We start from the raw sequence: 23,680 nt of genomic DNA on the forward strand, positions 1-23,680 counted from the left end.
GGGTGGGGAGGGGTGGGGTGGGCGGCGGTTAGGGGAGGTTGATGCCGCGTACGCGGCCGTTCTGATCGGCGGCGATCAGTTGACCGCCAGCCAGCACCGGGGTGGAGAAGGTGTAGCCGGTGCCGAGCTTCACCAGCCGGTCCAGTCGGCCGGTGTTCAGGTCCAACGCGCCGACCTGGCTGTTGACGCCGAGCACCCACGCGGTGTCGCCGTCGACGACCGCGCCGGAGTTGAAGACCGGGAAGCCCAGCGTGGTCTGCCAGCGGGTCGCCCCGCTCAGCGCGTCGACGAGCAGCGTCGCGCCGCGTTCCTGAATCAGCAGCAGCGCGGTCGACCCGCCGACCGTCGCCAGTCGCGGACCGGCGTACATCGACGAGCCGGAGACCGACCAGAGCGCGGTGCCGGTCGCCCGGTCCAGACCCCAGGTGGCGGAGACCGAGGAGACCACCACGGGACCGTTCGGCACCAGCACGGTCCGGTCGTCCCACGGGCCGTAGAGCAGCGCCGTGTTCGGGTCGGTCGTCGCGCGGGTGGTGAAGGTCCAGAGCGGGGTACCCGTTCGGGCGTCGAACGCGTGGGCACGGGCGTCACCCGCGCCGACGTACACCCGCTCGCCGTCGCAGGCGGGGCGGCCGGCGGCGAATCCGCCGAGCGCGGCGTGCCAGTGCTCGCGGCCGGTGCCCGGGTCGAGCGCGAGTAGCGTCGTGCCGGCCGCCACCAGGAGGACGCCGATGCCGTCGATCCGGGCCAGCGACGGTGTGGAGAGGACCGGCTCGGCGGTACGGACCTGCCAACGGCGCCGACCAGTCCTGGCGTCCAGGGCGGTCACCGTGCGGTCGGCGCCGGGGACGAAGACCGTCGAGTCGGCGACCACCGGCTCCCGGTAGACCGGCCCGGTCCGGACCGTCCACCGCTGCTTCGCCCGACCGTGTCGCATCGACCAGGCGGTGACGACGCCCCCGGTCGAGCCGGCCACCACCAGGTCACCGGCCGCACTGAGTGCGCCCTGTACCGAGCCGTCCAGGGTGGTCTCCCAGGCCACCCGGGGGCCGGCGCCGGGCAGCTCGACCGTGCGGACCGAGTCCCACCAACTACCGTCGGCGGCTACCGCGCGCAGCCGTACCTGGTGGTTACCCGGCGGCAGGGCCGCCGCGTCCAGAGAGGTACGCCAGTGGGCCCCGGTGCGGGTCAACTCGGTGTACGGCGCGTTCACGGTGCCGCTGAAGCCGGTCTCCGGTACCACCTGGGCGCGCACGGCCACCGGGGCGTTGCGACCGAAGGTGGCCTGGACGGCGAACGCCGCCTCAGCCGCGGAGACGTGCACGGAGGCGGGCTCGACGTCGGCACCCGGCCCGGTGCCGGTCAGCGCGACGGTCGCCACCGTCGTGGTGTTGGTGCCGCCGGTCGCGAGCAGGTCGACCCGGGTCACCACCAGCTGCGGCTCTCCACGCCCATCGAGCGTGCGCTCTGCCCAGTAGTAGTGCGGGCTGTCCTTCACCGCCTTGAGGGTGATCTCGACCAGGCCGTTCATCGGCCGGACCGCCTCGGCGTGCACATGCCCAGCGAAGACCACCCGTACGTCGTGCCGTTCGACCAGCTCCAGGAAGCGGTCCTGGTCGTCGGCGTAGGACCAGGCGTCTCCGACCGGGTGGTGCTGGAAGATCACGATGGGGGTGTTCTTCCGGACCTGGCGGAGGTCCTTCTCCAGCCAGTCCAGCAAGGCCCCGCCGAAGTGGCCCGGCTCCTGCAGGAGCATCGTCGGGTCGAGCGCGACCACGTGCACGCCACAGACGTCGAACGACTGCTGGCTGGCGCCGAAGGCTCGGTGGTACTCCTCCTTGGCCGAGACGTCCCACCGCACTTCGTGGTTGCCGGGGGTGTGGTGGATGCGGCCGGCGAGTGCCGCCGGAATTGTCGACTGGTAGAGGGCGACCTGTGTGGGCGTACCCGAGTCGGTGATGTCTCCACAGTGCAGCACGGCGGCCGGGTCGCGTTCGACGATGGCCTGGAACACTTTCCGCATGGTGTCGGTGCGGGCCGGCGCGGACGGGTTGAGGTGGGTGTCGGAGACCAGGGCGAATCCCTGCGGGGCCTCGGGGCGGGGCTTGCCCGAGGTCGCGGCGGTCGCGGCGGTCGCGAGTAGGCCGGGCGCTGCCAGGGTGCCGAGCGTGGCGCCGGCCGCGCCGAGAAGGAGGCGCCGGCTGAGCGCCTGCTCGTTGTTGTGCGATGTGGGCATTGCAGTCCTTACCTGGGTCACCGACATCCCTTCGAAGGAAGTGGATGTTGATCTTGGAACGTAGCGACCCAGGACGAACTCGGGGCGACCGGAACGCAACCGGCCCGTGTAGCCCCGTCAGACCTTGAGAATCAGGCGAGGGTGGTCAGGGCGGCGCTCAGTTCGTCCGGTGAGTCGAACTGCTCTGCCGGCAACGCCTGCAACATCTGCAACATCGCCGTGCTGGCCCCGTTCTCCTGGCCCCAGCGGATCAGGTCCTCCCGCGAGACCGGGTAGTCGAGCCCGGCCAGGTACTCCTGCAACTGCACCCCGGTGACGGTCATGTCGGCCGGCTACCCGCTCGCGGTGGCCGTACACCGGCTTGGTCGGCACCCACGACGACCCGGCGGCCGGCGTGTCGGCCCGCGACGCGCCCACGGTTTGCCGCGGCGGCGCTCGGGTAGCCGCTGGCATGCTGGTTCAGCGGCTCGGCGCGCCGAGCGATTTCGACAGCTTGCTGGAGCGCGTTCGGGACGCCCGGGTGGTGATGATCGGCGAATCCACCCACGGCAGTTACGACTACTACCGGTTGCGTGAGCAGCTCACCCGCCGGTTGATCGCGGAGTGCGGCTTCTCCTTCGTCGCCGTGGAGGGTGACTGGCCCGACTGTGATCGGGTGCACCGTTCGGTGACGGCCGCGCCCGGCGGCGCGCTCGAACCGCAACTCGCGCTCGATCAGTTTGAACGATGGCCGACCTGGATGTGGGCCAACGCCGAGGTGGCCCGGTTCGCCAGCTGGCTGCGGGCCTGGAACGTGGAGCGGCCGGAGGATCAACGGGCCGGGTTCCACGGGCTCGACGTGTACAGCCTCTGGGAGTCGATGCAGGCGATCTTCGACTACCTGGGGGAGGAGGACCCGAAGTCGCTGGAGGCGGCGCAGGACGCGTACCGGTGTTTCGAGCCGTACGGCAAACGGGTCGAGGATTACGGCGCGGCCAGCCGGTTCGTCTCCGCCCGGTGCGAGGAGGAGGTCGTCCGGCTGCTCGCCCGGACCCGCGAACATGCCCTCTCCGGCGGCCAGGATCGCTTCTCGGCCTGGCAGAACGCGGAGGTGGTGGCCGGCGCGGAGCGCTACTACCGGGCGATGGTGGCCGGCGGGCCGGACTCGTGGAACATCCGCGACACCCACATGCAGGACACCCTGGACCGGCTGCTGGACCGGTACGGCCCGGACGCCCGGGGCATCGTCTGGGCGCACAACACGCACGTCGGGGACGCGCGGGCCACCGACATGGCTGCCGACGGCATGGTCAACATTGGCCAGTTGGCCCGGGAACGGCTCGGCGACGACGCGGTGGCCCTGATCGGCTTCGGCAGCTATCGGGGCACGGTGATCGCCGCACCCCGGTGGGGCTCGCCTCCCGAGGCGATGGTGGTGCCCCCGGCCCGGGAGGGATCGATCGAACGGCGGTTGCACGAGCTGATGCCGGAGCGGGCCGTGCTGATCTTCGGCGGCGACGACCAGCCGGGCTGGGTCACCGACACCGTGGACCACCGGGCGATCGGTGTCGTCTACGACCCGTCCTTCGAGTCCTGGGGCAACTACGTGCCGACCAGGCTTGGCGACCGGTACGACGCCTTCATCTGGTGCGACGACACGACAGCCCTGCACCCGCTACCGGTCCCAGCCACCCCAGGAGAGCTGCAAACCTACCCCGCCGGCGTCTGACGGCCGCCCGATCGCGTCGATCATGGAGTTGTGGTGCTGGACGAAGGCCTCCGATCGGGGCACGACGGGCACCACAACTCCATGATCGACCGGGTGGTTGTCGGGTGGGTCAGACGGGGGTTGGGGTCTTGTCTTCCAGGTGGGTGCGGAGGCCTTCGCCTTCGATGTCCACGTTCGGCAGGGCGCGGTTGAGCCAGCGGGGCAGCCACCAGGCGCGGTCGCCGAGGAGTGACATCACCGCCGGGACGATGGTCATCCGGACCACGAACGCGTCGATGGCGACGCCAATGGCGAGCGCGAAGCCCATCGACTTGATCACCGGGTCCTCCAGGAAGACGAAGCCCCCGAAGACCGACATCATGATCAGCGCGGCGGCGGTGACCACCCGCGCGCCGTGCCCCATGCCGCTGATGGTGGCCTGCCGGGCGGACTCACCGTGGACGAAGTCCTCCCGCATCCGGGACACCAGGAACACCTCGTAGTCCATGGCGAGCCCGAACAGGATGCCGATGAGCAGGATCGGCAGGAAGCTGATCAGCGGGCCCGGCGTGTCCAGGCCGACGAGGTCGGCGAGGTGCCCCTGCTGGAAGACGGCCACCGTGATGCCGAAGGTGGCGGCGACGGTGAGCAGGAAGCCCAGCGCAGCCTTGATCGGCACCAGCAGCGAGCGGAACACCAGCATCAGCAGCAGCACCGAGAGCCCGACCACCAGCAACAGGTAGATCGGTAGTGCGTCGGAGAGCTTCTCGGAGACGTCGATGCCGATGGCGGTGACGCCGGTGAGCAGCACGTCCGCGTCGCGGATCACGCTCACCGAGCTACGGATGTCGTGCACCAGGGTCTCGGTGGCCTCGTCGGTCGGGCCGGTCTTCGGCACCACGCCGAGCAGCGCGGTCCGGCCGTCCGGGCTGAGCTGCGCCGGGGCCACCGCGAGGACGTTCTCGGTGCGCTGGAGCAGGGCCGTGACCTGCGGTACGGCGGCTGAGGTGGCCGCTGGGGTGTCACCGGCGACCACCACCGCGAGCCGGCCGGTGAAGCCCGCGCCGAAGCCCTCGACGGTCAGGTCGTTCGCCACCCGGGCGGGTGAGCCGACGGCGGCCGTCGCGGCGCCCGGCAGGGCCAGCCGCATGTCCGGCGTGGGCAGCGCGAGCAGGCCCAGGCCGAGCAGACCGACCAGGATGACCGGTACGCGGAACCGCGTGATCAGCCGAGCCCAGCGGAAGCCGAACCGGTTGGTGTCCTCGGTCGTGGTCGTCGCCGCGGCCGGACGGTCGGTGATGTCCGTGTCGTCCTCGTCCGCGACGGTTCCGTCGGTGGCGGTAACGGTGCGCAGCCGGCGGGGGAGCACCCGGCGACCGGCGAAGCCGAGCAGCGCCGGCTGGAGGGTGATCGCGACGAGGACGGCGACGGTGACCGTGCCGGCGGCGGCGAGACCCATCACGGTGAGGAACGGGATGTCCACCACGGCGAGCCCGGCCAGGGCGATGACCACTGTGGCGCCCGCGAAGACCACGGCCGAGCCGGCGGTGCCCACGGCCCGGCCGACCGCCTCTTCCGGGGACAGGCCGTCGAGCAGGTTCTGCCGGTGCCGGGAGGTGATGAAGAGTGAGTAGTCGATGCCGACCGCGAGACCGAGCATCAGCGCCAGGATCGGCGCGGTGCTGGTGAGCTGGACGACGCCGCTCAGCGCGAACAGCCCGGCCATGCCGGCGCCCACACCGATCAGCGCGTTGAGCATCGTCATTCCGGCGGCGACAAGCGAGCCGAACGTGATGATCAGGACGATCGCGGCTACCAGGACGCCGAGCGCCTCGGTGGAGCCGATCTCCGGCTCCCCGCCGAGCACCTCACCGCCCGGGGCGACCTGCCAGCCCTGTGCCTTGGCGGCTGCGCCGACCTGCTCGTACGCGGTGCGCTGCGCGTCGGTCACGTCGTCCCCGCCGGTGGCGAACTGCACCTGGACCAGCGCGTACCGGCCGTTGGGCGTGACCGCGCCGACCTGGAACGGGTTGACCGCGCCGACCACGCCGGGCAGCGTCGAGGCCTGCTGGACCAGCTCCTGCACCACGGCCTGACCCTGCGGGGTGGCCAGTTGGCCGTCGGCGGGTGCCTTGACCGTGATGGTGCCGGTGGCGCCGCTGGCTGCGGGGAACTGGTCGGCCAGCAGGTCGAGCGCGCGCTGGCTCTCGGTGCCGGGCATGGTGAAGTTGCTCGCCGTCGGGCCGCGCAGGGTCGCTGCGGCCAGGCCGGCGGCGACGAGTACGACGAGCCAGAGCGCGACGACGAGCCGTCGCCGGCGCAACGCGCCCCGGCCGAGCCGGTAGAGCAGGGTGGCCATCAGGAGTCCTTGTCCTCGGTCGTGGATGGATGGGGCAGGGGTGCGACAGGTTCGATGGCCCGCAGGGCGAGCGCGAGCAGGGCGGGGCGCAGTTCGTCGTCGGGGATGTCGACGAACTCGGCGCACGCCTCGGAGATGCCGGCGAGCAGCACCAGCGCGGCGATCCGGGCGCCCGGCCGGGCGGAGTGCCCGGCCAACGCGTCCCGCAGCCGATCGGAGATCTGCTGGATGTGCGCGAAGGCCGGCTGGCACAGCAGCTCTGGGAACTCTCCGCGAAGCACCGCGATCTCCTGCCGGAACCGGACCGCGAGGTCGACGAAGCCCGCCGCGGCGACCTCCTGGGCGGCCGCTCCGGTCAGGCCGTCGAGCTGGTCGTCGAGGCCGCGGAGCACCTCGATGGCGGGGGCCATCAGCTCGGCGAGCAGGGCTTCCTTGTTGGCGAAGTGGTAGAGCACGGTCGCCTTGGAGCAGCCGACCTCTCGGGCGATGTCCTGTAGGGAGGTGCCTCGGTAGCCGGTCACCGTGAAGCGCCGAGCCGCAGCGGCGAGGATCTCGCCGTGCGTGTCGGGTACCGCTCTGATCATGGCTGGTCCACCTCCCGCAGACCAGCATGCCTGACCGATCGGTCAGACCCTGACCGATCGGTCAGACGAAAGCGGTGGCGTTCACCACACCCCGGGCGGCTCTACCCGGCGTGCTCGGCGTCGTACCTGGTCCGCGCCTCGGCGATGGCTCGGCGGTGTCGCTCGGCCCAGCTGGTCAGCGCGACAAGTGACTCGTACAGCTCCAGCGCCATCGGGGTCGCGGTGTATTCGACCTTGGGCGGGACGGTCGGGTAGACCCGGCGGTGCAGCAGGCCGTCGCGCTCCAGGTTGCGCAGGGTCAGCGTGAGCATCCGGCGGCTGATGCCCTCGATGTGCCGCTCCAGCTCGGTGAAGCGCACCGGCCCGTTCGAGGCGGCCACCAGGATGCCGATGCTCCACTTGCCGCCGACCCGGTCCAGCACCTGGCGGACGGTGCACGCGCGGGCCTGCCCCGGGGCGAACGGCACGTTCTCGGCCGAGCAGGTCAGCTCGGCCTCGACAAGCGCGGGCACATCGCTGTTCCTCTGGGACATCACAGTGCCTCCTTCCGCTCCAGCCCATGGTCACAGACGATGAACTCGGTAACAAACCGTGCACCAAGGAGGGCTCTCGTGGACCGCGTCGTCACGTCCCGCTGGCCGGCGCTGCTGGTGCTGTGCGCCGGAAGCCTGATGATAATTCTGGATGGCACCGTCGTCGCGGTGGCGCTGCCCGCCGTGCAACGCGACCTGGGCTTCACCGCCGCCGGCCTGGCCTGGGTGGTCAACGCCTACCTGGTCGCGTTCGGCGGGTTGCTGCTGCTCGCCGGCCGGCTCGGCGACCTGCTGGGCCGGCGGGGGGTCTTTCTGGCCGGCGTCGGGCTGTTCACCCTGGCCTCGCTGGCCTGCGCGGTCGCCACCGGGCCGGCGCTGCTGGTGGGCGCGCGGTTCGGCCAGGGCATCGGTGGGGCGCTGGCCATGGCGGTCAGCCTCGGCATGATCGTCCGGCTCTATCCCGAGCCGGCCGAGCGGGCCCGCGCCATCGCTGTCTTCAGCTTCACCGGTGCGGCCGGCGCGTCGGTCGGCACGGTCGCCGGAGGGGTGCTCACCCAGGCCGCCGGGTGGCGGGCGATCTTCCTGGTCAACGTGCCGATCGGGGTGGCCATCCTGATCGCGGCGCTGCGCCGGCTTCCGGCCGAACGAGGCATCGGCCTGCGCGCCGGTCTGGACCTTCCCGGCGCGCTGCTCGCCACCGCCGGTCTGATGGCCGCCGTGTTGGGCATCGTGGGCACAGGCGAGCATGGCTGGACCAGCCCGCGGACGCTCGGCGCGGTGGCCCTCGCGGCGCTGCTGCTCGGCGGGTTCGCGCTGCGTCAACGGGTGGCGCCGACCCCGCTGGTGCCGTCCCGGGTGCTGCGCGTCCCGGGTCTGGTGGCGGCGAACGCCGTGCAGTTCCTCATGGTCTGCGCGTACTTCGGGTTCCAGTTCCTGCTCGCCGTGGAGCTGCAACTGGTGCTGGGGCTGGACCCGGCGGCCACCGGCTGGGCCTTTCTGCCCACTCCGATCATGATCGCCGTGGTCTCGCTCGGCCTGGCCGGTCGGCTGATCGCCCGCCTGAGTGCCCGAACCGTTCTGCTGGCCGGGCTCGGCCTGGCGACCGTCGGCTTCCTCCTGCTCGCCCGGCTGCCCGCCGACGGCACCTACCTCGTCGACGTACTCCCGGCGATGTTGATCTTCGGGGTGGCCGGCGGCCTGACCCTGCCGGCGGTCACCACCCTGGCCATGGCCGGCGCGACCGACACGGATGCCGGGCTCGCCTCCGGCCTGGCCAACACCACCCAACAGGTCGGCGGCGCGGTCGGCCTGGCCGCGCTGGCTACCCTGGCCGCCGCCCGCAGCGACGGTCTACGTGACGCCGGCTGGGCCGAGACGGCCGCGCTCGCCGGCGGCTACCGGACCGCGTTCGCCGTGGCCGCCGGTCTGGTGGTCGCCGCGTGGTTGGTGGCGCTGACCACCCTGCCGGGCGCTCGGCCCGCCCGAACCGATCGGCACGTCCGGTTGACCGACGGCAGCGAGGCCGGGAGGGTGGTCGGGTGAGCGAGGCTGACGAGACCCGGGACGGCGTGGCCCTTACCAACCTGGACCAGCCGCTGTCCGACCGCGACGACGCGACGAAGCGTGACCTGGTCGACTACCTCGACGCGGTCGGCGACCGGATCCTCGCGCACCTGCGCGGTCGGCCGCTGTCGGTGATCCGGGTCCGCCCCGGCCAGCCGCCGTTCATGCAGAAGAACCTGCCCCGCTACACCCCGGACTGGGTCCGCCGGGCACCGGTCTGGGCGGAGGCATCGCACCGGGAGATCTCGTACGCCCTCTGCGACGACCGCCGCACCCTGCTCTGGTTCGCCAACCAACGGGCGGTGGAGTACCACCCGACGCTGGCCACCGTGGCGGATCTGCACCGCCCGACCCACCTGGTCCTCGACCTGGACCCGCCGGACGGTGACGGGTTCCGGGCGGCGGTCGACGCGGCCCTGCTGGTCCGCCAGGCGCTCGCCGACGCCGGCCTGGCCGGTGCGGTCAAGACCAGCGGCGCGAAGGGCGTGCACGTCTTCGTTCCGGTGACCGACGAACCCACGGCCGAGGAGTTGGCCGCCGCCACCCGGGCGCTCGCCGTGCGCGCCGAGCGCCTCGACCCGGCGCTGGCCACCACGGCGTACCTCAAGGAGGACCGGGGTGGCCGGGTCTTCGTGGACGCCACCCGCGCGGGCGGGGCGACGGTGGCTGCCGCGTACAGCCCCCGGCTGCGCCCCGGGATGCCGGTCTCCTTCCCGGTCGACTGGGCCGACCTGACCGAGGTGACCCCCGCCGACTTCACCATCCGGACCGCGCCGTCGCTGCTCGGCGGCGGCGACCCCTGGGCCACGCTGATGCCGGCCCCGCAACCGCTCCCCGCCGACCTGGTCGCGCAGGGGCGGACCATCCCGGTGGCCCGGGTGCAGGCCATGCACGAGGGGAAGCGCCGAGCCCGGGCCCGCCGCGAGGCCGGCTGACCGGCTGATTGTCGGTGGGTTGTGGCACGATTTCCCAGGTGAGCAGCAAATCCGACGCGACCCAGCGACTGGGCGACCTCGCCCGGCTGCGCCGGGTCCGCGACCGGATCGACCGGGAGTACGCGTCGCCGCTGGACGTCGAGGCGCTCGCCCGTGGCGCGCACATGTCGGCCGGGCACCTCAGCCGCGAGTTCCGGCTCGCCTACGGCGAATCTCCCTACAGCTACCTCATGACGCGCCGGATCGAGCGCGCGATGGCCCTGCTGCGCCGGGGCGACCTGAGTGTCACCGACGTCTGTTTCGCGGTCGGTTGTTCGTCGCTGGGCACGTTCAGCACGCGCTTCACCGAGCTGGTCGGCGTGCCGCCCAGCGTCTACCGGCGGCAGGCGGCGCAGGCGACGGTGGGGATGCCGTCGTGCGTGGCGAAGCAGGTGACGAGACCGGTCAGGAATCGAGAAGCGCAGGTCACCGGGGCGCAGCTAGCGTGACGGTCATGGACATCACCATTCACTCCAGCTTCCTTCCGCACACCGACCCGGACGCCTCGCTGGCCTTCTACCGCGACATCCTCGGCTTCGAGGTCCGCCTCGACGTGGGGTACGAGGGGATGCGTTGGATCACGGTTGGGCCGGTCGACCAGCCCAGCACGGCCATCGTGCTGCACCCGCCGGCGGCCAACCCCGGCATCACCGACGCCGAGCGGCAGACCATCCTCGAGCTGATGGCCAAGGGCAGCTACTTCGGTGTCAACCTGGCCACCCCCGACCTCGACGCCACCTTCGCGAAGCTGCAGGCCAGCGACGCCGAGGTCGTCCAGGAGCCGACCGAGCAGCCGTACGGCGTACGCGACTGTGCCTTCCGGGATCCGGCGGGCAACATGGTCCGCATCCAGGAAGTGCGCTGAACCATCCGCGCCCGACAGATGGAGACCCGATGAGCACGGCCAGCCAGCCGCACGTCGCCGACAGTCACGACCTGATCCGCGTGCAGGGCGCGCGCGTGAACAACCTCAAGGACGTCGACGTCGAGATCCCGAAGCGGCGGCTGACGGTCTTCACGGGTGTCTCCGGCTCCGGCAAGAGCTCGCTGGTGTTCGGCACCATCGCGGCCGAGTCACAGCGGATGATCAACGAGACGTACAGCTCGTTCGTGCAGGGCTTCATGCCGACGCTGGCGCGGCCCGAGGTCGACCTGCTGGACGGCCTGACCACGGCGATCATCGTGGACCAGGAGCGGATGGGCGCCAACTCCCGCTCCACCGTCGGCACCGCCACCGATGCCAACGCGATGCTGCGCATCCTGTTCAGCCGACTCGGGCAGCCGCAGATCGGCTCGCCCAACGCGTACTCCTTCAATGTTCCCTCGGTGAAGGCGACCGGCGCGATCACCGTCGACCGTGGCGCCGGCAAGACCAAGACCGAGAAGGCGACCTTCAACCGTCTCGGCGGCATGTGCCCGCGCTGCGAGGGCATGGGCGCGGTGACCGACATCGACCTGACCGCGCTCTACGACGACACCCGCTCGCTCAACGAGGGCGCGATCACGATCCCGGGTTACAGCATGGAGGGCTGGTACGGCCGTATCTTCCGGGGCTGCGGCTACTTCGACCCGGACAAGCCGATCAGCAAGTTCACCAAGCGGGAGCTGCACGACCTGCTCCACCGGGAGCCCACCAAGATCAAGATCGACGGCATCAACCTGACGTACGCGGGCCTGATCCCGTCGATCCAGAAGTCCTTCCTCGCCAAGGACATCGACGCGTTGCAGCCGCACATCCGCGCCTTCGTGGAGCGCGCGGTGACCTTCACGACCTGCCCCGACTGCGCCGGAACCCGGCTCAGCAAGGAGGCCCGGTCGTCGAAGATCAAGGGGAAGAACATCGCCGACGCGTGCGCGATGCAGATCAGCGACCTGGCCGCCTGGGTACGCGGGATCGAAGAGCCGTCGGTGGCCCCGCTGCTGGCCGGCCTGCAACACCTCCTCGACTCGTTCGAGGAGATCGGGCTGGGCTACCTGTCGCTCGACCGGCCATCGGGCACCCTCTCCGGCGGCGAGGCGCAGCGCACCAAGATGATCCGCCACCTCGGCTCCTCGCTCACCGACGTCACCTACGTCTTCGACGAGCCGACGATCGGGCTGCACCCGCACGACATCCAACGGATGAACGAGCTGCTGCTCCAACTGCGCGACAAGGGCAACACCGTCCTGGTCGTGGAGCACAAGCCGGAGGCCATCGTCATCGCCGACCACATCGTCGATCTCGGGCCCGGCGCCGGCACGGACGGCGGCACCGTCTGCTACGAGGGCACGGTGGAGGGTCTGCGGGCCAGCGGCACCATCACCGGCCGCCACTTCGACGACCGGGCGGCCCTCAAGGAGACGGTGCGGACGCCCACCGGCAAGTTGGAGATCCGGGGTGCCACGGCCAACAACCTCCAGGGCGTCGACGTCGACGTACCCCTCGGGGTGCTCGTCGTCGTGACCGGCGTCGCCGGCTCCGGCAAGAGTTCGCTGGTGCACTCCTCGATCCCGGCCGGCGCGGGTGTGGTCTCGATCGACCAGGGCGCGATCCGCGGCTCGCGGCGCAGCAACCCGGCCACGTACACCGGGTTGCTCGACCCGATCCGCAAGGCGTTCGCGAAGGCCAACGGGGTGAAGCCGGCGCTGTTCAGCGCCAACTCCGAGGGTGCCTGCCCGAGCTGCAACGGCGCTGGCGTCATCTACACCGACCTGGGCATGATGGCCGGCGTCGCCGCACCGTGCGAGGACTGCGAGGGCAAGCGGTTCCAGGCGTCGGTGCTGGAATACCGCTTCGGCGGTCGCGACATCAGCGAGGTGCTCGCGATGTCGGTGACCGAAGCCGAGAAGTTCTTCGGTGCCGGCGAGGCGCGTACGCCGGCAGCGCACGCCATCCTCGACCGGCTCGCCGACGTCGGGCTCGGCTACCTGAGCCTGGGCCAGCCGCTCACGACCCTCTCCGGCGGGGAGCGGCAACGACTCAAGCTGGCCACCCACATGGCCGAGAAGGGCGGCGTCTACGTCCTCGACGAGCCGACCACCGGCCTGCACCTGGCCGACGTCGAGCAACTGCTCGGCCTGCTCGACCGCCTGGTCGACGCCGGCAAGTCGGTGATCGTCATCGAGCATCACCAGGCGGTCATGGCGCACGCCGACTGGATCATCGATCTCGGCCCCGGCGCCGGCCACGACGGTGGCCGGATCGTCTTCGAGGGCACCCCGGCGGACCTCGTCGCCGCCCGCACGACGCTCACCGGCGAGCACCTGGCGGCGTACGTCGGCAGCTGACCAGCGGCCTCCGGTCGACGATTCACGCCACCGGCCGTCGGGCCCGCCGAGCCATCGTGGTGGCGAGGGCTGCGCAGGTGGCGGTCACCAGACCGAGGACGGCCGTGCCCTGGTTGACGTACCCGGGCACGGACGAGGTGACGTAGGTGCCGCCACCGCTGAGGCGGCACTCGAAGCGGAGCGGTAAAAAGCTGACGTCGTACCCGACGACCAGGCTTGCCATCTGTGGTCCGGCCTGGCGGCAGGGTTCGATCGGGGAGGATCCGGTGCCACCGTCCTCGGCCCGCAGCACCGCGTAGCCGAGGTGCAGCAGACCCCAGGCGTACATGGCGACAGCAACCGCACCGACGAGGAACGCCGCCGCCCGCAGGCGGCTCGACCGTACGCTGCTCCGGATCATCGTACGGAGCCCACGGACGATGAGGACGGTCGCGATGACGGCCCCGCCCAGCGCGGCGAGGAGCAACCCGAGAAACAGCACGACGACATTCTTGATCTCGCGACATCGCGGGTCTTCGTCGGGTCCGGGAGCACGGCGTTCTCGCTTCCTGCTCCGCCGGGTCGGGAGGACGATGGGGGGCGACACGCGACGCCCGGTGCCGGGTGCTCGTTGCACCGGGTGTGACCACCGTCCCCACCGACTCGCCCATCGCCACCCGATGGGGACGCCTCATCGTCATCGGGCTCACCGTGGCTGCGTTCGGCCCGTACCTCGCCCCGGGCGTGCGCACCGAGCAGGTGGCCGTGTATGGTGCCGCCGCCGTGCTGTGCCTGGTCGGGTTGTGGCTACGCCCCCGCTTCACCAGCACCGCCGTCTGGGCCCTCGGGGCGCACCTCAGCCTGGCCGCGGTCGCGACCGTCGGGGTGGTCCTCCCGCCACAGAACTACACGTTGTACGAGGCCGGGGACGTGGTCGCGGGCCTCGACAACATCGTCCTGCCGCTCGTGGTCGTCGGTGTCGTGGGGATGCTCGTGGGGGCCGGCGCGGACCCGGCCCGAATGCTCCGTGCGGTGTGCACGGTGACCGTCGTGGCGATGGGTGCCAACGCCCTCCTCGCCGTGTCCTCGGCGGCCGGCGTCGAGAACGACCTGCTGGCCCAATTCCGACTGTTCGGCGACGGGGAGAGTGTCGCCGACCGTGCCGAGCAGTTGGGCCGCTTCTCGGGGATCTTCAACCAGCCGGCGGAGGCGGGGGTGCTGTACTCGGTGGCCGTCCTCGCCGCCCTCTATCTCTATCAGCGGCAGGTCGGCAAACTGGCGATCGCGCTGCTGCTGCTCAGCGTCGGCGGGGTGCTCTCCGTCTCGAAGATCTTCCTGCTGGTCGGAGCGCCGATCGGCATCGCCTATGTCATCCTGGCCACCGGCCGGAAGCAGCGACTGTCGGCCGCCGCCGCGGCGAGCATCGCCGCCTGGTTCACCGCCGACGCCTACCTGGATCAGTGGGACGGGCAGCGGTTCGCCATGCGGTTGCTGCCCGGCAGCGGCGGGAGTGACGACCAACTCGGCCTCTACACCGCCGGCCGGGTCGGCGGCGAGTCCTCCTTGCAGCAGGCGGTGGACGTGATGACCGCACTATCCCCGGCGTCCGGCATGGGCTTCGGTGGGCTGCGGGTCGCCTACGACAACGGCTGGGTGGAGGCGCTCGTCGTCGCGGGCGTCATCGGCGTCATCCTGCACACCGCCGTCCTGACCGCGCTGGCCGTCGGGTGGCTGCGGGCACGCAGTCACCGCCCCGAGTCGGCGTTCACCGGCGCGCTGATCCTGGTGCTCATCTGCGCCTCGACCGGGCTGCCCGCCCTCACCGCCAACCGCTGTGCGACGGTCGTGTGGCTCCTGCTCGGGCTCCTGCTGCTCGTGCGGGCCGACGGGCAGGCCGGCACGTGGTGGCAGCGCCCCGGCCGTGGGCAGCACCGGAAACCGGCGACCGCCGCAGCCCTGGTGCCAGCAGGCAGCTAGCTCGGGCTGTACTGCCTGGCCCACACGATGAAGGCTCCTGACCGAACTTCCTGGTCAGGAGCCTCTCGTGCTGAGCAATCTTGGTGCCCCCGGCAGGATTCGAACCTGCGCCCCCGCCTCCGGAGGGCGGTGCTCTATCCCCTGAGCTACGGGGGCTCAGCGACTGGAGAAGACTAGCAAACCTCCCCTGCGTACGCCGAATCGGTATCGGGTGAGCCGATCGTGTCGGACCGGCCCACCCGGTGCTCAGGCGGCGACTGCCCGCCCGCAACTCGGCAGCGGGTGCAGGACGATTCGCCGGGGGAGCCGGCGCGGCCACTCGTTGCGCGGCCAGGAGCCGTCCACGATCAGGTGGACGGTGCGCTGCTCCTCGCCACTGAGCCGCAGCACGAAGTCGCGGGGGAGTGGCGGGTCCACCGTCGGCGTGGTGATCATGAAGCGCACCCGACCGCGGGACGAGACAGCGGAGATCACGTCGGCGGCAGGCATCGTGCCGCGCAGCCGGACCCGGCCGATCCAGTAGACCTCCGCGAGGTGCTCCTGGGCGGCCCGGGTGATCGCCGGGTACTCACCGCGGACCCAGCGCTCGACCGCGCTGACGCAGAGCCCGCAGGCCCGCTCGCGTGGCTCCCGCGGACCCAACCCCCAGGCCCGCAGGTACGCCCCGACTCCGCCAGCGTCCAACGGCAGGTCGAACCGCCGCTGGATGAGCGTGGTGAGGCTCTGCCGCGTCCACAGCTCCTCGTCCAAGCCGAACTCGTCGGGGTGGACGCCCCGCAGTATGTCGATCAGTTCGAGTTCCTGTTCGCGGCTGAGCATTCCCGGCTCGCCCTGCCGCTGTCCGCGACGGACGGCTGCCACCGCCCCGTCACCACCGATGGTGTGGCGTCGGCACCAACTGGTGACCGAACGCCGTGCGTCTCTGAGTGCAACCCCCACGTCTTGGGCAACGAGCCCGAATCGCAACTGGTCACGATATGTGGGGAGAAAACTCTCTAAGCAACGTAATCGCCTGTCCCGCGCAAAACGCCCACAAGGGGCATCGGCGCGGCGGGCGGGGCTCGGGCCTGCGGATGTGCGTCCTGATCGACTCGGCTTCATGGAAGACGGGGTGTCGGCGCGACCGGGACACCCCGACTTTCAGGAACCCGAGTCGATCATCGGGCCCCGCCCTCGGGGCAGAGCGCGGGGTCGCGGCCGCCCGGGACAGGACGCGGGGTCGCGGCCGCCCCGGACAGGACGCGGGGTCTGCGGCCGCCCCGGACAGGACGCGGGGTCTGCGGCCGCCCCGGACAGGACGCGGGCCCGCGCCCCGCCGTTGTGCGGCGGTGACGCGGGCCCGGTTTGCCCGTGCGGAGGGTCAGCCCTTGGCCGCCTGCGCCTGGAGCTGCCGGAGGTTGTTCAGCTCGCTCTGCTGGGTGTTCTTCATGGTGTTGGCGACCCGTAGCACCTCGGCGTTGTCGGTCGCGCCGAGCGCCGCGTCGATCATGTGGATGCCGCCCAGGTGGTGGTCGTACATCAGGGCTAGGAACTGCCGGTCGACCTCGATGCCCTGAGCGTTGCGTAGAGCGGTCATCTGTGCCGGCGTGGCCATCCCCGGCATCAGCCCGTCCTTGAGGGTGGCCCCGTCGGACATCCACGACATCGGCGGGTTCGACCCGGTCGGGCTCAGGCCCCACTCGCGCAGCCAGGTCTGCATGGCGCCGATCTCGCCCTGCTGCCCGGTGGCGATGTCGACGGCGATCTGGCGGACCTCGGGGAGGGTCGCCGACCGGTACGCGATCAGGCTCATCTCCACCGCCTGCGCGTGGTGGGTGGTCATGTCCCGGGCGAAGCCCGCCTCGACCGAGGCGTCACCGGGTCGGGTGAGCCGCGGGGTGAGGAGACCGCCGGCGTAGCCCAGGAGTAGCCCCACCACCAGCATGACGGCGAGCGCCAGCAGGCCGTAGCGCGACGCCGGGGCCCGGCCGCCCTCGTCCGGGGCGGCCGGGATCTCGTCGTACTCGCTGTCGGTGGTTGCCGGAGCGGTCATTGCCGTCCTTACTGGGTGGGCTGCTGCTGGAGCTCACGCGGCGTGGTGCCGGTGGCGGTGATGCCGGTGTTGCAGAGCGCCGTCGGGCCCTCGACCGAGGCGTTCACCCGCAGGTCCTTGATGAAGTCGTCGATCCGCGAGTCGTCCGCGTTGTCGACCTTGAGCTGGTAGCCCCAGGCCTGCAACGAGATCGGCTTGTCCAGGCCCTCGTACGGGCTCATCAGCATCTTCTCGACGCCGCGCACCTTCTCGGCGAGCTTGTCGACCTGGTCCTTGGGCAGATCCGGGCGGTAGGTGATCCACACCGCGCCGTGCTCCAGGCTGTGCACCGCGTGCTCGCTGGCGATCGGGGCGTCGTAGACGTCACCCATGCAGTTCTGCCAGGCGGCGTTGTGCACCCCACCCACCGGCGGGGAGTACTTGTAGGTCAGCGGGCCCGACTTGTGCGACTCGTACTTCAGGCTCTCCGGGTCGGACTTGCGGATGTTGGAGATGCCGTCGATGGCGTTGGCCCGCTTGTCCCACGGCTTGGAGCCCTGGATCGACGCATAGGCGCCGTAGCCGATGATGCCGGCCGCGAGCACGCCCACCGCGACGAAGAGCGCGATCGGACCCCAGGCGCGGCCCTGGCTCACCTTGACCGGGGTGATCGGCTTGCGCGGGCCCTTGCCGCCGGCACGGGGGGAGCCCGTCGGCTTGCCGGAACCGGCCTTGGCGCCGGACGCCGGCCGGCCCGCGGCCGGCTTCTTGCCGGTGCTGACCACGGTCGGGCGGCGCTCAGGGCCACCCGGGGTGCTGATGCTCATCGTGCCTCGTCAAGTCGGTCGGTCAGGGGAGTGGCGGGCCGGATGACGCGCAGGGGAGCCGCCGAGTGCCCGAGTCTACCCCCGATAACATGGTTGGGTGACTCCTGCAGAACTCGCCTCGGTCGTCCTTGCCGCCGCCCACGCCGTCTTCGAGCAGCGCGGGCTCGACCGCGCCGCCTTGCCGGCGACCACGGTGGTGGAGCGACCGCGCAACCCCGAGCACGGCGACTACGCCTCGACGCTCGCTCTGCAGTTGAGCAAGAAGGTGGGCGTTGCGCCCCGGGAGCTGGCTACCGCCCTGGCCGACGAGTTGGGCCGGGCGTCGGGTGTCAAATCGGTGGAAATCGCCGGGCCGGGCTTCCTGAACATCCGGCTCGACGCCGCCGCGGCCGGTCAGCTCGCCCGGGTGATCGTGGAGGCCGGCGCGGAGTACGGCCGCAGCGACCGGCTCGCCGGCGAGAAGATCAACCTGGAGTTCGTCTCGGCCAACCCGACCGGGCCGGTGCACATCGGCGGGGTCCGCTGGGCGGCCGTCGGCGACGCGCTGAGCCGGCTGCTGCGGGCCACCGGCGCCGACGTCGGCACGGAGTACTACTTCAACGACGCCGGTTCGCAGATCGACAGGTTCGCCCGGTCGCTGCTCGCCGCCGCCAAGGGTGAGCCGGCGCCGGAGGACGGCTACGGCGGTGCGTACATCGCCGAGATCGCCGCCGAGGTGCAGGCCCGCCGGCCGGAGGTGCGCTCGCTCGACGACGACGCCGCCCAGGAGGTCTTCCGGGTCGAGGGCGTCGCGCTGATGTTCGACGAGATCCGGTCCTCGCTGCGCGACTTCGGGGTGGAGTTCGACACCTACTTCAACGAGAAGGACCTGCACGACCGGGGCGAGTTGGACCTGGCGTTGAACCGGCTGCGCGCGCAGGGGCACCTCTACGAGTCCGAGGGCGCCACCTGGCTGCGCACCACCGACTTCGGCGACGACAAGGACCGGGTGCTGCGCAAGTCCAACGGCGAGTGGACGTACTTCGCCGCGGACTGCGCCTACTACCTGGACAAGCGCGAGCGCGGCTTCGAGCGGGTCGTGATCATGCTGGGCGCCGACCACCACGGCTACATCGGCCGGATGAAGGCGATGTCGGCCTGCTTCGGCGACGACCCGGAGCGCAACCTGGAGATCCTCATCGGGCAGCTGGTCAACCTGCTGCGCGACGGTGCCCCGATGCGGATGAGCAAGCGGGCCGGCACCGTGATCACCCTGGAGGACCTGGTCGAGGCGATCGGCGTCGACGCCTCCCGGTACGCGTTGGCCCGCTACTCCAGCGACTCCCCGATCGACATCGACATCGAGCTGTGGACCCGGGCGACCCGCGACAACCCGGTCTACTACGTGCAGTATGTCGCCGCCCGGACGGCGGGCGTGGCCCGTAACGCCGCCGAGGTGGGGCTCGTTCCGGGCGACGCTGCGGCGTTCCGCCCCGAGCTGCTCGACCACGAGAAGGAGAACGAGCTGCTCAAGGCGCTCGCCGAGTTCCCGGCGGTGGTGGCCACGGCGGCCGAGCTACGGGAGCCGCACCGGGTGGCCCGCTACCTGGAGGAGAGCGTCGCCGCCTCCTACCACCGGTTCTACGACAACTGCCGGGTGCTGCCGCTGGGCGACGAGGAGATCACCGATCTGCACCGCGCCCGGCTCTGGCTCAACAACGCCACCCGCACGGTGATCGCCAACGGCCTGTACCTGCTCGGCGTCTCCGCACCCGAGAGGATGTGACATGAGGGCTCATGAGGCTGGTGCGCTGCACGCGGACATCAGCAACCGGGGGCCGGCCTGGCTGCGTACCCCGGAGGACGTCAACGCCCTGCTGCCGACGTTGTGGCCGCGCAGCGTGTCGCGCGGCGCCGACGGCGCGCTCGCCGTCGCGGGCCTGAGCGTCCGCGACATCGCGGCCGAGTTCGGCACCCCGGTGTACGTCCTCGACGAGGCCGACCTGCGCTCGCGCTGCCGCGACTTCCGGGCGGCCTTCCCGACCGAGGACGTCTTCTACGCGGGCAAGGCGTTCCTCTGCCGGGCGGTGGTTCGGATGATCGCCGAGGAGGGGCTGCACCTGGACGTCTGCACCGGTGGTGAGCTGGCCACCGCGCTCTCGGCCGGGATGCCGCCGGAGCGGATCGGCTTCCACGGCAACAACAAGTCCGTCGCCGAGCTGGGCCGGGCGCTGGACGCCGGGGTGGGCCGGATCATCGTCGACTCGTTCACCGAGATCGACCGGCTCACCGCGCTGGCTCGTGAGCGCGGGGTCCGGCCCCGGGTGCTGGTCCGGGTCACGGTCGGCGTCGAGGCGCACACCCACGAGTTCATCGCCACCGCCCACGAGGACCAGAAGTTCGGCTTCTCCCTCGCGGGCGGCGCCGCCGCGAACGCCGCGTTCAAGATCCTCGACGAGGATGTGCTGGAGCTGCGCGGTCTGCACTCACACATCGGCTCGCAGATCTTCGACGCCAGCGGCTTCGAGGTCTCGGCCCGTCGGGTGCTGGCCCTGCAGGCGCAGATCCGCGACGCGCGCGGGGTGGAGCTGCCCGAGCTGGACCTGGGCGGTGGCTTCGGCATCGCGTACACCACCCAGGACGACCCGGCGACGCCGCAGGATCTGGCCAAGCGCCTTCGCAAGATCGTCGATTCGGAGTGCGCGGCGGAGAACCTGGCCGTGCCGCACCTCTCGATCGAGCCGGGCCGGGCCATCGTCGGGCCGGCCGTCTTCACCCTCTACGAGGTCGGCACGGTCAAGGACCTCGACGGCATCCGGACGTACGTCAGCGTCGACGGTGGGATGAGCGACAACATCCGCACCGCCCTGTACGACGCCTCCTACTCGGCGACGTTGGCCTCTCGCGCCTCCGGCGCGCAGCCGTTGCTCGCCCGCGTGGTGGGAAAGCACTGTGAGTCCGGGGACATCGTGGTGAAGGATGAATTCCTGCCCGCCGACGTGCAGCCCGGAGATCTTGTCGCAGTGCCCGGCACCGGTGCGTACTGCCGAAGCATGGCCAGCAACTACAACCATGTGCCCCGGCCGCCGGTGGTCGCGGTGCGCGACGGCCAGGCACGCCTGATCGTCCGGCGGGAGACCGAAGACGATCTGCTGGCATTGGATGTGGGATGACGTCACCTGTGCGCTTGGCGCTGCTCGGCTGCGGCACGGTCGGCCAGGAGGTGGTCCGGCTGCTGCACGAGCAGTCGGCCGACCTGGCCGCGCGGATCGGCGCTCCGCTGGAGATCGTCGGCATCGCCGTGCGCCGGCTCGGCCGCGACCGGGGTGACCTGCCGATCGACGAGAGTCTGTTCACCACCGACGCGCTCGGCCTGATCAAGCGCGACGACGTGGACGTGGTGATCGAGGTGGTCGGCGGCATCGAGCCGGCCCGCAGCTGGCTGGTCGAGGCGCTGCGCGCCGGCAAGAGCGTGGTCACCGCCAACAAGGCGCTGCTCGCCGAGGACGGCGTGGCCCTGCACGAGGCGGCGGCCGAGGGCGGCGGCGACCTCTACTACGAGGCGTCCGTGGCCGGGGCCATCCCGCTGCTGCGCCCGCTGCGTGAGTCGCTGCACGGTGATCGGATCAACCGGGTCACCGGCATCGTCAACGGCACCACCAACTTCATCCTCTCCGCGATGGACGCGACCGGCGCCGGCTTCGCCGAGGCCCTCGAAGAGGCCACCGCCCTTGGGTACGCGGAGGCCGACCCGACCGCCGACGTGGAGGGCTTCGACGCGGCGGCGAAGGCGGCGATCCTCGCCTCGCTGGCGTTCCACACCCGGGTCGGCGCCGCCGACGTGCACCGGGAGGGCATCACCGAGGTGACCGCCGCCGACATGGCCAGCGCCCAGGCGATGGGCTGCACGATCAAACTGCTCTGCATCGCGGCCCGGGGCGTCGACGCAAGCGGCCGGGAGACGGTGAGCGTCCGGGTGCACCCGGCGATGATCCCGCGGAGCCACCCGCTGGCCAGCGTCGGGGACGCGTTCAACGCGGTCTTCGTGGAGGCGGACGCGGCCGGGCAGCTGATGTTCTACGGTCGTGGCGCCGGCGGGGCGCCCACCGCCAGCGCGGTGCTCGGTGACGTGGTCGCGGTGTCCCGCAACCGGCTCGCCGGGGTGCGCGCGGCAAGCGAGAGCGCGTACGCGGACCTGGCGGTCCGGCCGATGGGCGAGGCGTTGACCCGCTACCACGTGAGCCTCGACGTGGCCGACCGGCCGGGCGTGCTGGCGTCGGTGGCGGGCGTGTTCGCCCGGCACGACGTGTCGATCGCAACTGTGCGACAGGGCTCGGCGGGTGGGCCGGCGGGCCGCGACGGTGACGCCGAGTTGGTGATCGTCACGCATGTGGCACCGGACGCCGCGCTCGCCGCGACCGTCGGTGAGCTGCGCGGTCTGGACATTGTCCGGTCGGTGACCAGCGTGCTGCGGGTCGAGGGCGACGCCTGAGTCGTTGCACCATCGACGGGATGGCTCGCGCGTCCCGCCAGGTGGGTATGCCGGGGTGTGCCATCGGCCGTTCCGGCAGGCTGGTCCAATCTGGCCCTGATGCTCGGGTCGGCGCGGCGGTAGAGGCGAGGAGAACGACATGTGGCGTGGTCTGATCGAGGCGTACCGGGATCGGCTGCCGGTCACCGCGGCCACGCCGGTCGTCACGCTGCACGAGGGGAACACCCCGCTGCTGCCGGCGCCGGTGCTGTCCGCTCGGCTCGGTTGCGACGTCTACCTGAAGGTCGAGGGCGCCAACCCGACCGGCTCCTTCAAGGACCGGGGGATGACCCTCGCGGTGTCCAAGGCGGTCGAGGCCGGCAACAAGGCCATCATCTGCGCCTCCACCGGCAACACCAGCGCCTCCGCCGCGGCGTACGCGGCTCGGGCCGGGATGACCTGCGCGGTGCTGGTGCCGCAGGGCAAGATCGCGTTGGGCAAGCTGGCCCAGGCGCTGGTGCACGGCGCGAAGCTGCTCCAGGTGAGCGGCAACTTCGACGACTGCTTGTCGCTCGCCGCGAAGCTGGCCCAGGACCACCCGGTCGCGTTGGTCAACTCGGTCAACATCGACCGGTTGCATGGCCAGAAGACCGCCGCCTTCGAGATCGTCGAGGCGCTCGGTGACGCACCTGACATCCACTGCCTGCCGGTCGGCAACGCCGGCAACATCTCCGCCTACTGGATGGGTTATTCCGAGGAGAAGGCTGCCGGCGTCACCACCCGGGCGCCGAAGATGTACGGCTTCCAGGCCGCCGGTGCGGCCCCGATCGTGACCGGCCAGGTCGTGCCGGAGCCGTCGACGATCGCCACCGCGATCCGGATCGGCAACCCGGCGAGCTGGACGAAGGCGTTGGACGCGCGGGACGCCTCCGGTGGCCTGATCACGTCGGTGACCGACCGGGAGATCCTCTCCGCGTACCGTCTGCTCGCCCGTGAGGTGGGGGTCTTCGTCGAGCTGGGCAGTGCGGCAAGTGTGGCTGGTCTGCTTCAGCAGGCCGCGGCGGGCGCTGTGCCGCCCGGCTCCACTGTGGTCTGCACGGTGACCGGCCACGGGCTGAAGGACCCGGAGTGGGCGATCTCCACCGCGCCGGCGCCGTTGACCATCGCGAACGACCCGCTGGCCGCAGCCCGCGCCCTCGACCTGGCCTGAGGACGTCGCCGTCCGGGTGATGA

At 71.3% G+C, this 23,680-nt stretch carries 20 protein-coding genes and 1 tRNA gene; 11 read left to right on the top strand and 10 right to left on the bottom strand.

Translation table 11 applies throughout. From position 1 onward, the window contains the following. Positions 1 to 28: 28 nt before the first annotated feature. Together IF46_RS0109955 and IF46_RS0109960 are read right to left on the bottom strand one after the other, a co-directional pair. Entirely contained in the window at positions 29 to 2,236 is a 2,208-nt protein-coding gene (locus IF46_RS0109955) for a PQQ-binding-like beta-propeller repeat protein (protein ID WP_030488010.1), read from the bottom strand. Between the two features lie 131 nt (positions 2,237 to 2,367). Continuing rightward, positions 2,368 to 2,559, bottom strand: coding sequence for a DUF2795 domain-containing protein (locus IF46_RS0109960; protein ID WP_030488011.1), 192 nt, complete (start codon positions 2,557 to 2,559; stop codon positions 2,368 to 2,370). A 128-nt stretch (positions 2,560 to 2,687) separates the two neighbouring features. Between IF46_RS0109960 and IF46_RS0109965 the strand changes: the two genes are divergently transcribed. Then, the gene (locus IF46_RS0109965; RefSeq protein WP_030488012.1) at positions 2,688 to 3,944 is read left to right on the top strand and encodes an erythromycin esterase family protein; all 1,257 of its coding nucleotides are present in this window, start codon (positions 2,688 to 2,690) and stop codon (positions 3,942 to 3,944) included. A 109-nt stretch (positions 3,945 to 4,053) separates the two neighbouring features. On the opposite strand, the gene IF46_RS0109970 is transcribed toward IF46_RS0109965, so the two are convergent. From IF46_RS0109970 to IF46_RS0109980, 3 genes are all read right to left on the bottom strand, one after another. After that, positions 4,054 to 6,282 (bottom strand): MMPL family transporter, encoded by a 2,229-nt coding sequence (locus IF46_RS0109970; RefSeq protein ID WP_030488013.1) that lies wholly within the window; start codon positions 6,280 to 6,282, stop codon positions 4,054 to 4,056. Continuing rightward, positions 6,282 to 6,866, bottom strand: coding sequence for a TetR/AcrR family transcriptional regulator (locus tag IF46_RS0109975; protein WP_051723816.1), 585 nt, complete (start codon positions 6,864 to 6,866; stop codon positions 6,282 to 6,284). The genes IF46_RS0109970 and IF46_RS0109975 overlap by 1 nt, the downstream gene beginning before the upstream one ends. A gap of 101 nt (positions 6,867 to 6,967) precedes the next feature. Beyond that, positions 6,968 to 7,399, bottom strand: coding sequence for a winged helix-turn-helix transcriptional regulator (locus IF46_RS0109980; RefSeq protein ID WP_420063555.1), 432 nt, complete (start codon positions 7,397 to 7,399; stop codon positions 6,968 to 6,970). A 78-nt stretch (positions 7,400 to 7,477) separates the two neighbouring features. Between IF46_RS0109980 and IF46_RS0109985 the strand changes: the two genes are divergently transcribed. The 5 genes from IF46_RS0109985 to IF46_RS0110005 are packed head-to-tail and all read left to right on the top strand — an operon-like array spanning position 7,478 to position 13,203. Then, positions 7,478 to 8,941: an MFS transporter gene (locus tag IF46_RS0109985; RefSeq protein WP_084597856.1), complete on the top strand. Its 1,464-nt coding sequence runs from the start codon at positions 7,478 to 7,480 to the stop codon at positions 8,939 to 8,941. Next, on the top strand, positions 8,938 to 9,897 hold the full coding sequence (ligD, locus tag IF46_RS0109990) for a non-homologous end-joining DNA ligase (RefSeq protein ID WP_030488017.1): 960 nt from the start codon (positions 8,938 to 8,940) through the stop codon (positions 9,895 to 9,897). The genes IF46_RS0109985 and ligD overlap by 4 nt, the downstream gene beginning before the upstream one ends. A gap of 38 nt (positions 9,898 to 9,935) precedes the next feature. Next, positions 9,936 to 10,385: a helix-turn-helix transcriptional regulator gene (locus IF46_RS0109995; protein WP_030488018.1), complete on the top strand. Its 450-nt coding sequence runs from the start codon at positions 9,936 to 9,938 to the stop codon at positions 10,383 to 10,385. A gap of 5 nt (positions 10,386 to 10,390) precedes the next feature. Next, on the top strand, positions 10,391 to 10,801 hold the full coding sequence (locus tag IF46_RS0110000; RefSeq protein ID WP_030488019.1) for a VOC family protein: 411 nt from the start codon (positions 10,391 to 10,393) through the stop codon (positions 10,799 to 10,801). 29 nt (positions 10,802 to 10,830) lie between these two features. Beyond that, complete coding sequence (locus tag IF46_RS0110005; RefSeq protein WP_030488020.1) at positions 10,831 to 13,203, top strand: ATP-binding cassette domain-containing protein; 2,373 nt, start codon at positions 10,831 to 10,833, stop codon at positions 13,201 to 13,203. A 22-nt stretch (positions 13,204 to 13,225) separates the two neighbouring features. Here the strand turns inward: IF46_RS0110005 and IF46_RS33215 are convergent, their stop codons facing one another. Continuing rightward, positions 13,226 to 13,684 carry a hypothetical protein gene (locus IF46_RS33215; RefSeq protein WP_051723818.1) on the bottom strand — a complete coding sequence of 153 codons (459 nt, stop codon included), beginning with the start codon at positions 13,682 to 13,684 and terminating at the stop codon, positions 13,226 to 13,228. A 122-nt stretch (positions 13,685 to 13,806) separates the two neighbouring features. Here IF46_RS33215 and IF46_RS0110015 point away from each other — a divergent pair, with 122 nt between their 5' ends. Further along, entirely contained in the window at positions 13,807 to 15,159 is a 1,353-nt protein-coding gene (locus IF46_RS0110015; protein WP_030488022.1) for a hypothetical protein, read from the top strand. Between the two features lie 81 nt (positions 15,160 to 15,240). Here the strand turns inward: IF46_RS0110015 and IF46_RS0110020 are convergent. From IF46_RS0110020 to IF46_RS0110035, 4 genes are all read right to left on the bottom strand, one after another. Continuing rightward, positions 15,241 to 15,315, bottom strand: a tRNA-Arg gene (locus IF46_RS0110020). 90 nt (positions 15,316 to 15,405) lie between these two features. Continuing rightward, positions 15,406 to 16,098 (bottom strand): winged helix-turn-helix domain-containing protein, encoded by a 693-nt coding sequence (locus IF46_RS0110025; protein WP_030488023.1) that lies wholly within the window; start codon positions 16,096 to 16,098, stop codon positions 15,406 to 15,408. 421 nt (positions 16,099 to 16,519) lie between these two features. Beyond that, positions 16,520 to 17,191, bottom strand: a complete 672-nt coding sequence (locus IF46_RS0110030) for a DUF305 domain-containing protein (protein ID WP_030488024.1) — start codon at positions 17,189 to 17,191, stop codon at positions 16,520 to 16,522. Between the two features lie 8 nt (positions 17,192 to 17,199). After that, entirely contained in the window at positions 17,200 to 17,997 is a 798-nt protein-coding gene (locus tag IF46_RS0110035; protein ID WP_030488025.1) for a DUF3105 domain-containing protein, read from the bottom strand. A 97-nt stretch (positions 17,998 to 18,094) separates the two neighbouring features. Here IF46_RS0110035 and argS point away from each other — a divergent pair, with 97 nt between their 5' ends. The 4 genes from argS (at position 18,095) to thrC (ending at position 23,657) form a co-directional block, all read left to right on the top strand. Next, positions 18,095 to 19,762, top strand: coding sequence for an arginine--tRNA ligase (argS, locus tag IF46_RS0110040; protein ID WP_030488026.1), 1,668 nt, complete (start codon positions 18,095 to 18,097; stop codon positions 19,760 to 19,762). 1 nt (position 19,763) lies between these two features. Further along, positions 19,764 to 21,149, top strand: coding sequence for a diaminopimelate decarboxylase (lysA, locus tag IF46_RS0110045; protein WP_030488027.1), 1,386 nt, complete (start codon positions 19,764 to 19,766; stop codon positions 21,147 to 21,149). Between the two features lie 8 nt (positions 21,150 to 21,157). Then, complete coding sequence (locus IF46_RS0110050) at positions 21,158 to 22,468, top strand: homoserine dehydrogenase (protein WP_030488028.1); 1,311 nt, start codon at positions 21,158 to 21,160, stop codon at positions 22,466 to 22,468. Positions 22,469 to 22,607: 139 nt separating this feature from the next. Continuing rightward, positions 22,608 to 23,657: a threonine synthase gene (thrC, locus tag IF46_RS0110055; RefSeq protein WP_030488029.1), complete on the top strand. Its 1,050-nt coding sequence runs from the start codon at positions 22,608 to 22,610 to the stop codon at positions 23,655 to 23,657. Positions 23,658 to 23,680 lie beyond the last annotated feature (23 nt).

This window comes from Micromonospora chokoriensis (genome assembly GCF_000718555.1).
Lineage (GTDB): Bacteria > Actinomycetota > Actinomycetes > Mycobacteriales > Micromonosporaceae > Micromonospora > Micromonospora chokoriensis_B.

Coding starts and splice junctions, on each gene's coding strand:
- IF46_RS0110000 (WP_030488019.1), top strand. CDS start 10,391: ATGGACATCACCATTCACTCCAGCTTCCTTCCGCACACCGACCCGGAC.
- thrC (WP_030488029.1), top strand. CDS start 22,608: ATGTGGCGTGGTCTGATCGAGGCGTACCGGGATCGGCTGCCGGTCACC.
- IF46_RS0109980 (WP_420063555.1), bottom strand. CDS start 7,399: ATGTCCCAGAGGAACAGCGATGTGCCCGCGCTTGTCGAGGCCGAGCTG.
- IF46_RS0109955 (WP_030488010.1), bottom strand. CDS start 2,236: ATGCCCACATCGCACAACAACGAGCAGGCGCTCAGCCGGCGCCTCCTT.
- IF46_RS0109960 (WP_030488011.1), bottom strand. CDS start 2,559: ATGACCGTCACCGGGGTGCAGTTGCAGGAGTACCTGGCCGGGCTCGAC.
- IF46_RS0110030 (WP_030488024.1), bottom strand. CDS start 17,191: ATGACCGCTCCGGCAACCACCGACAGCGAGTACGACGAGATCCCGGCC.
- IF46_RS0110035 (WP_030488025.1), bottom strand. CDS start 17,997: ATGAGCATCAGCACCCCGGGTGGCCCTGAGCGCCGCCCGACCGTGGTC.
- IF46_RS0109975 (WP_051723816.1), bottom strand. CDS start 6,866: ATGATCAGAGCGGTACCCGACACGCACGGCGAGATCCTCGCCGCTGCG.
- IF46_RS0109965 (WP_030488012.1), top strand. CDS start 2,688: ATGCTGGTTCAGCGGCTCGGCGCGCCGAGCGATTTCGACAGCTTGCTG.
- IF46_RS0110005 (WP_030488020.1), top strand. CDS start 10,831: ATGAGCACGGCCAGCCAGCCGCACGTCGCCGACAGTCACGACCTGATC.
- lysA (WP_030488027.1), top strand. CDS start 19,764: ATGAGGGCTCATGAGGCTGGTGCGCTGCACGCGGACATCAGCAACCGG.
- IF46_RS0109970 (WP_030488013.1), bottom strand. CDS start 6,282: ATGGCCACCCTGCTCTACCGGCTCGGCCGGGGCGCGTTGCGCCGGCGA.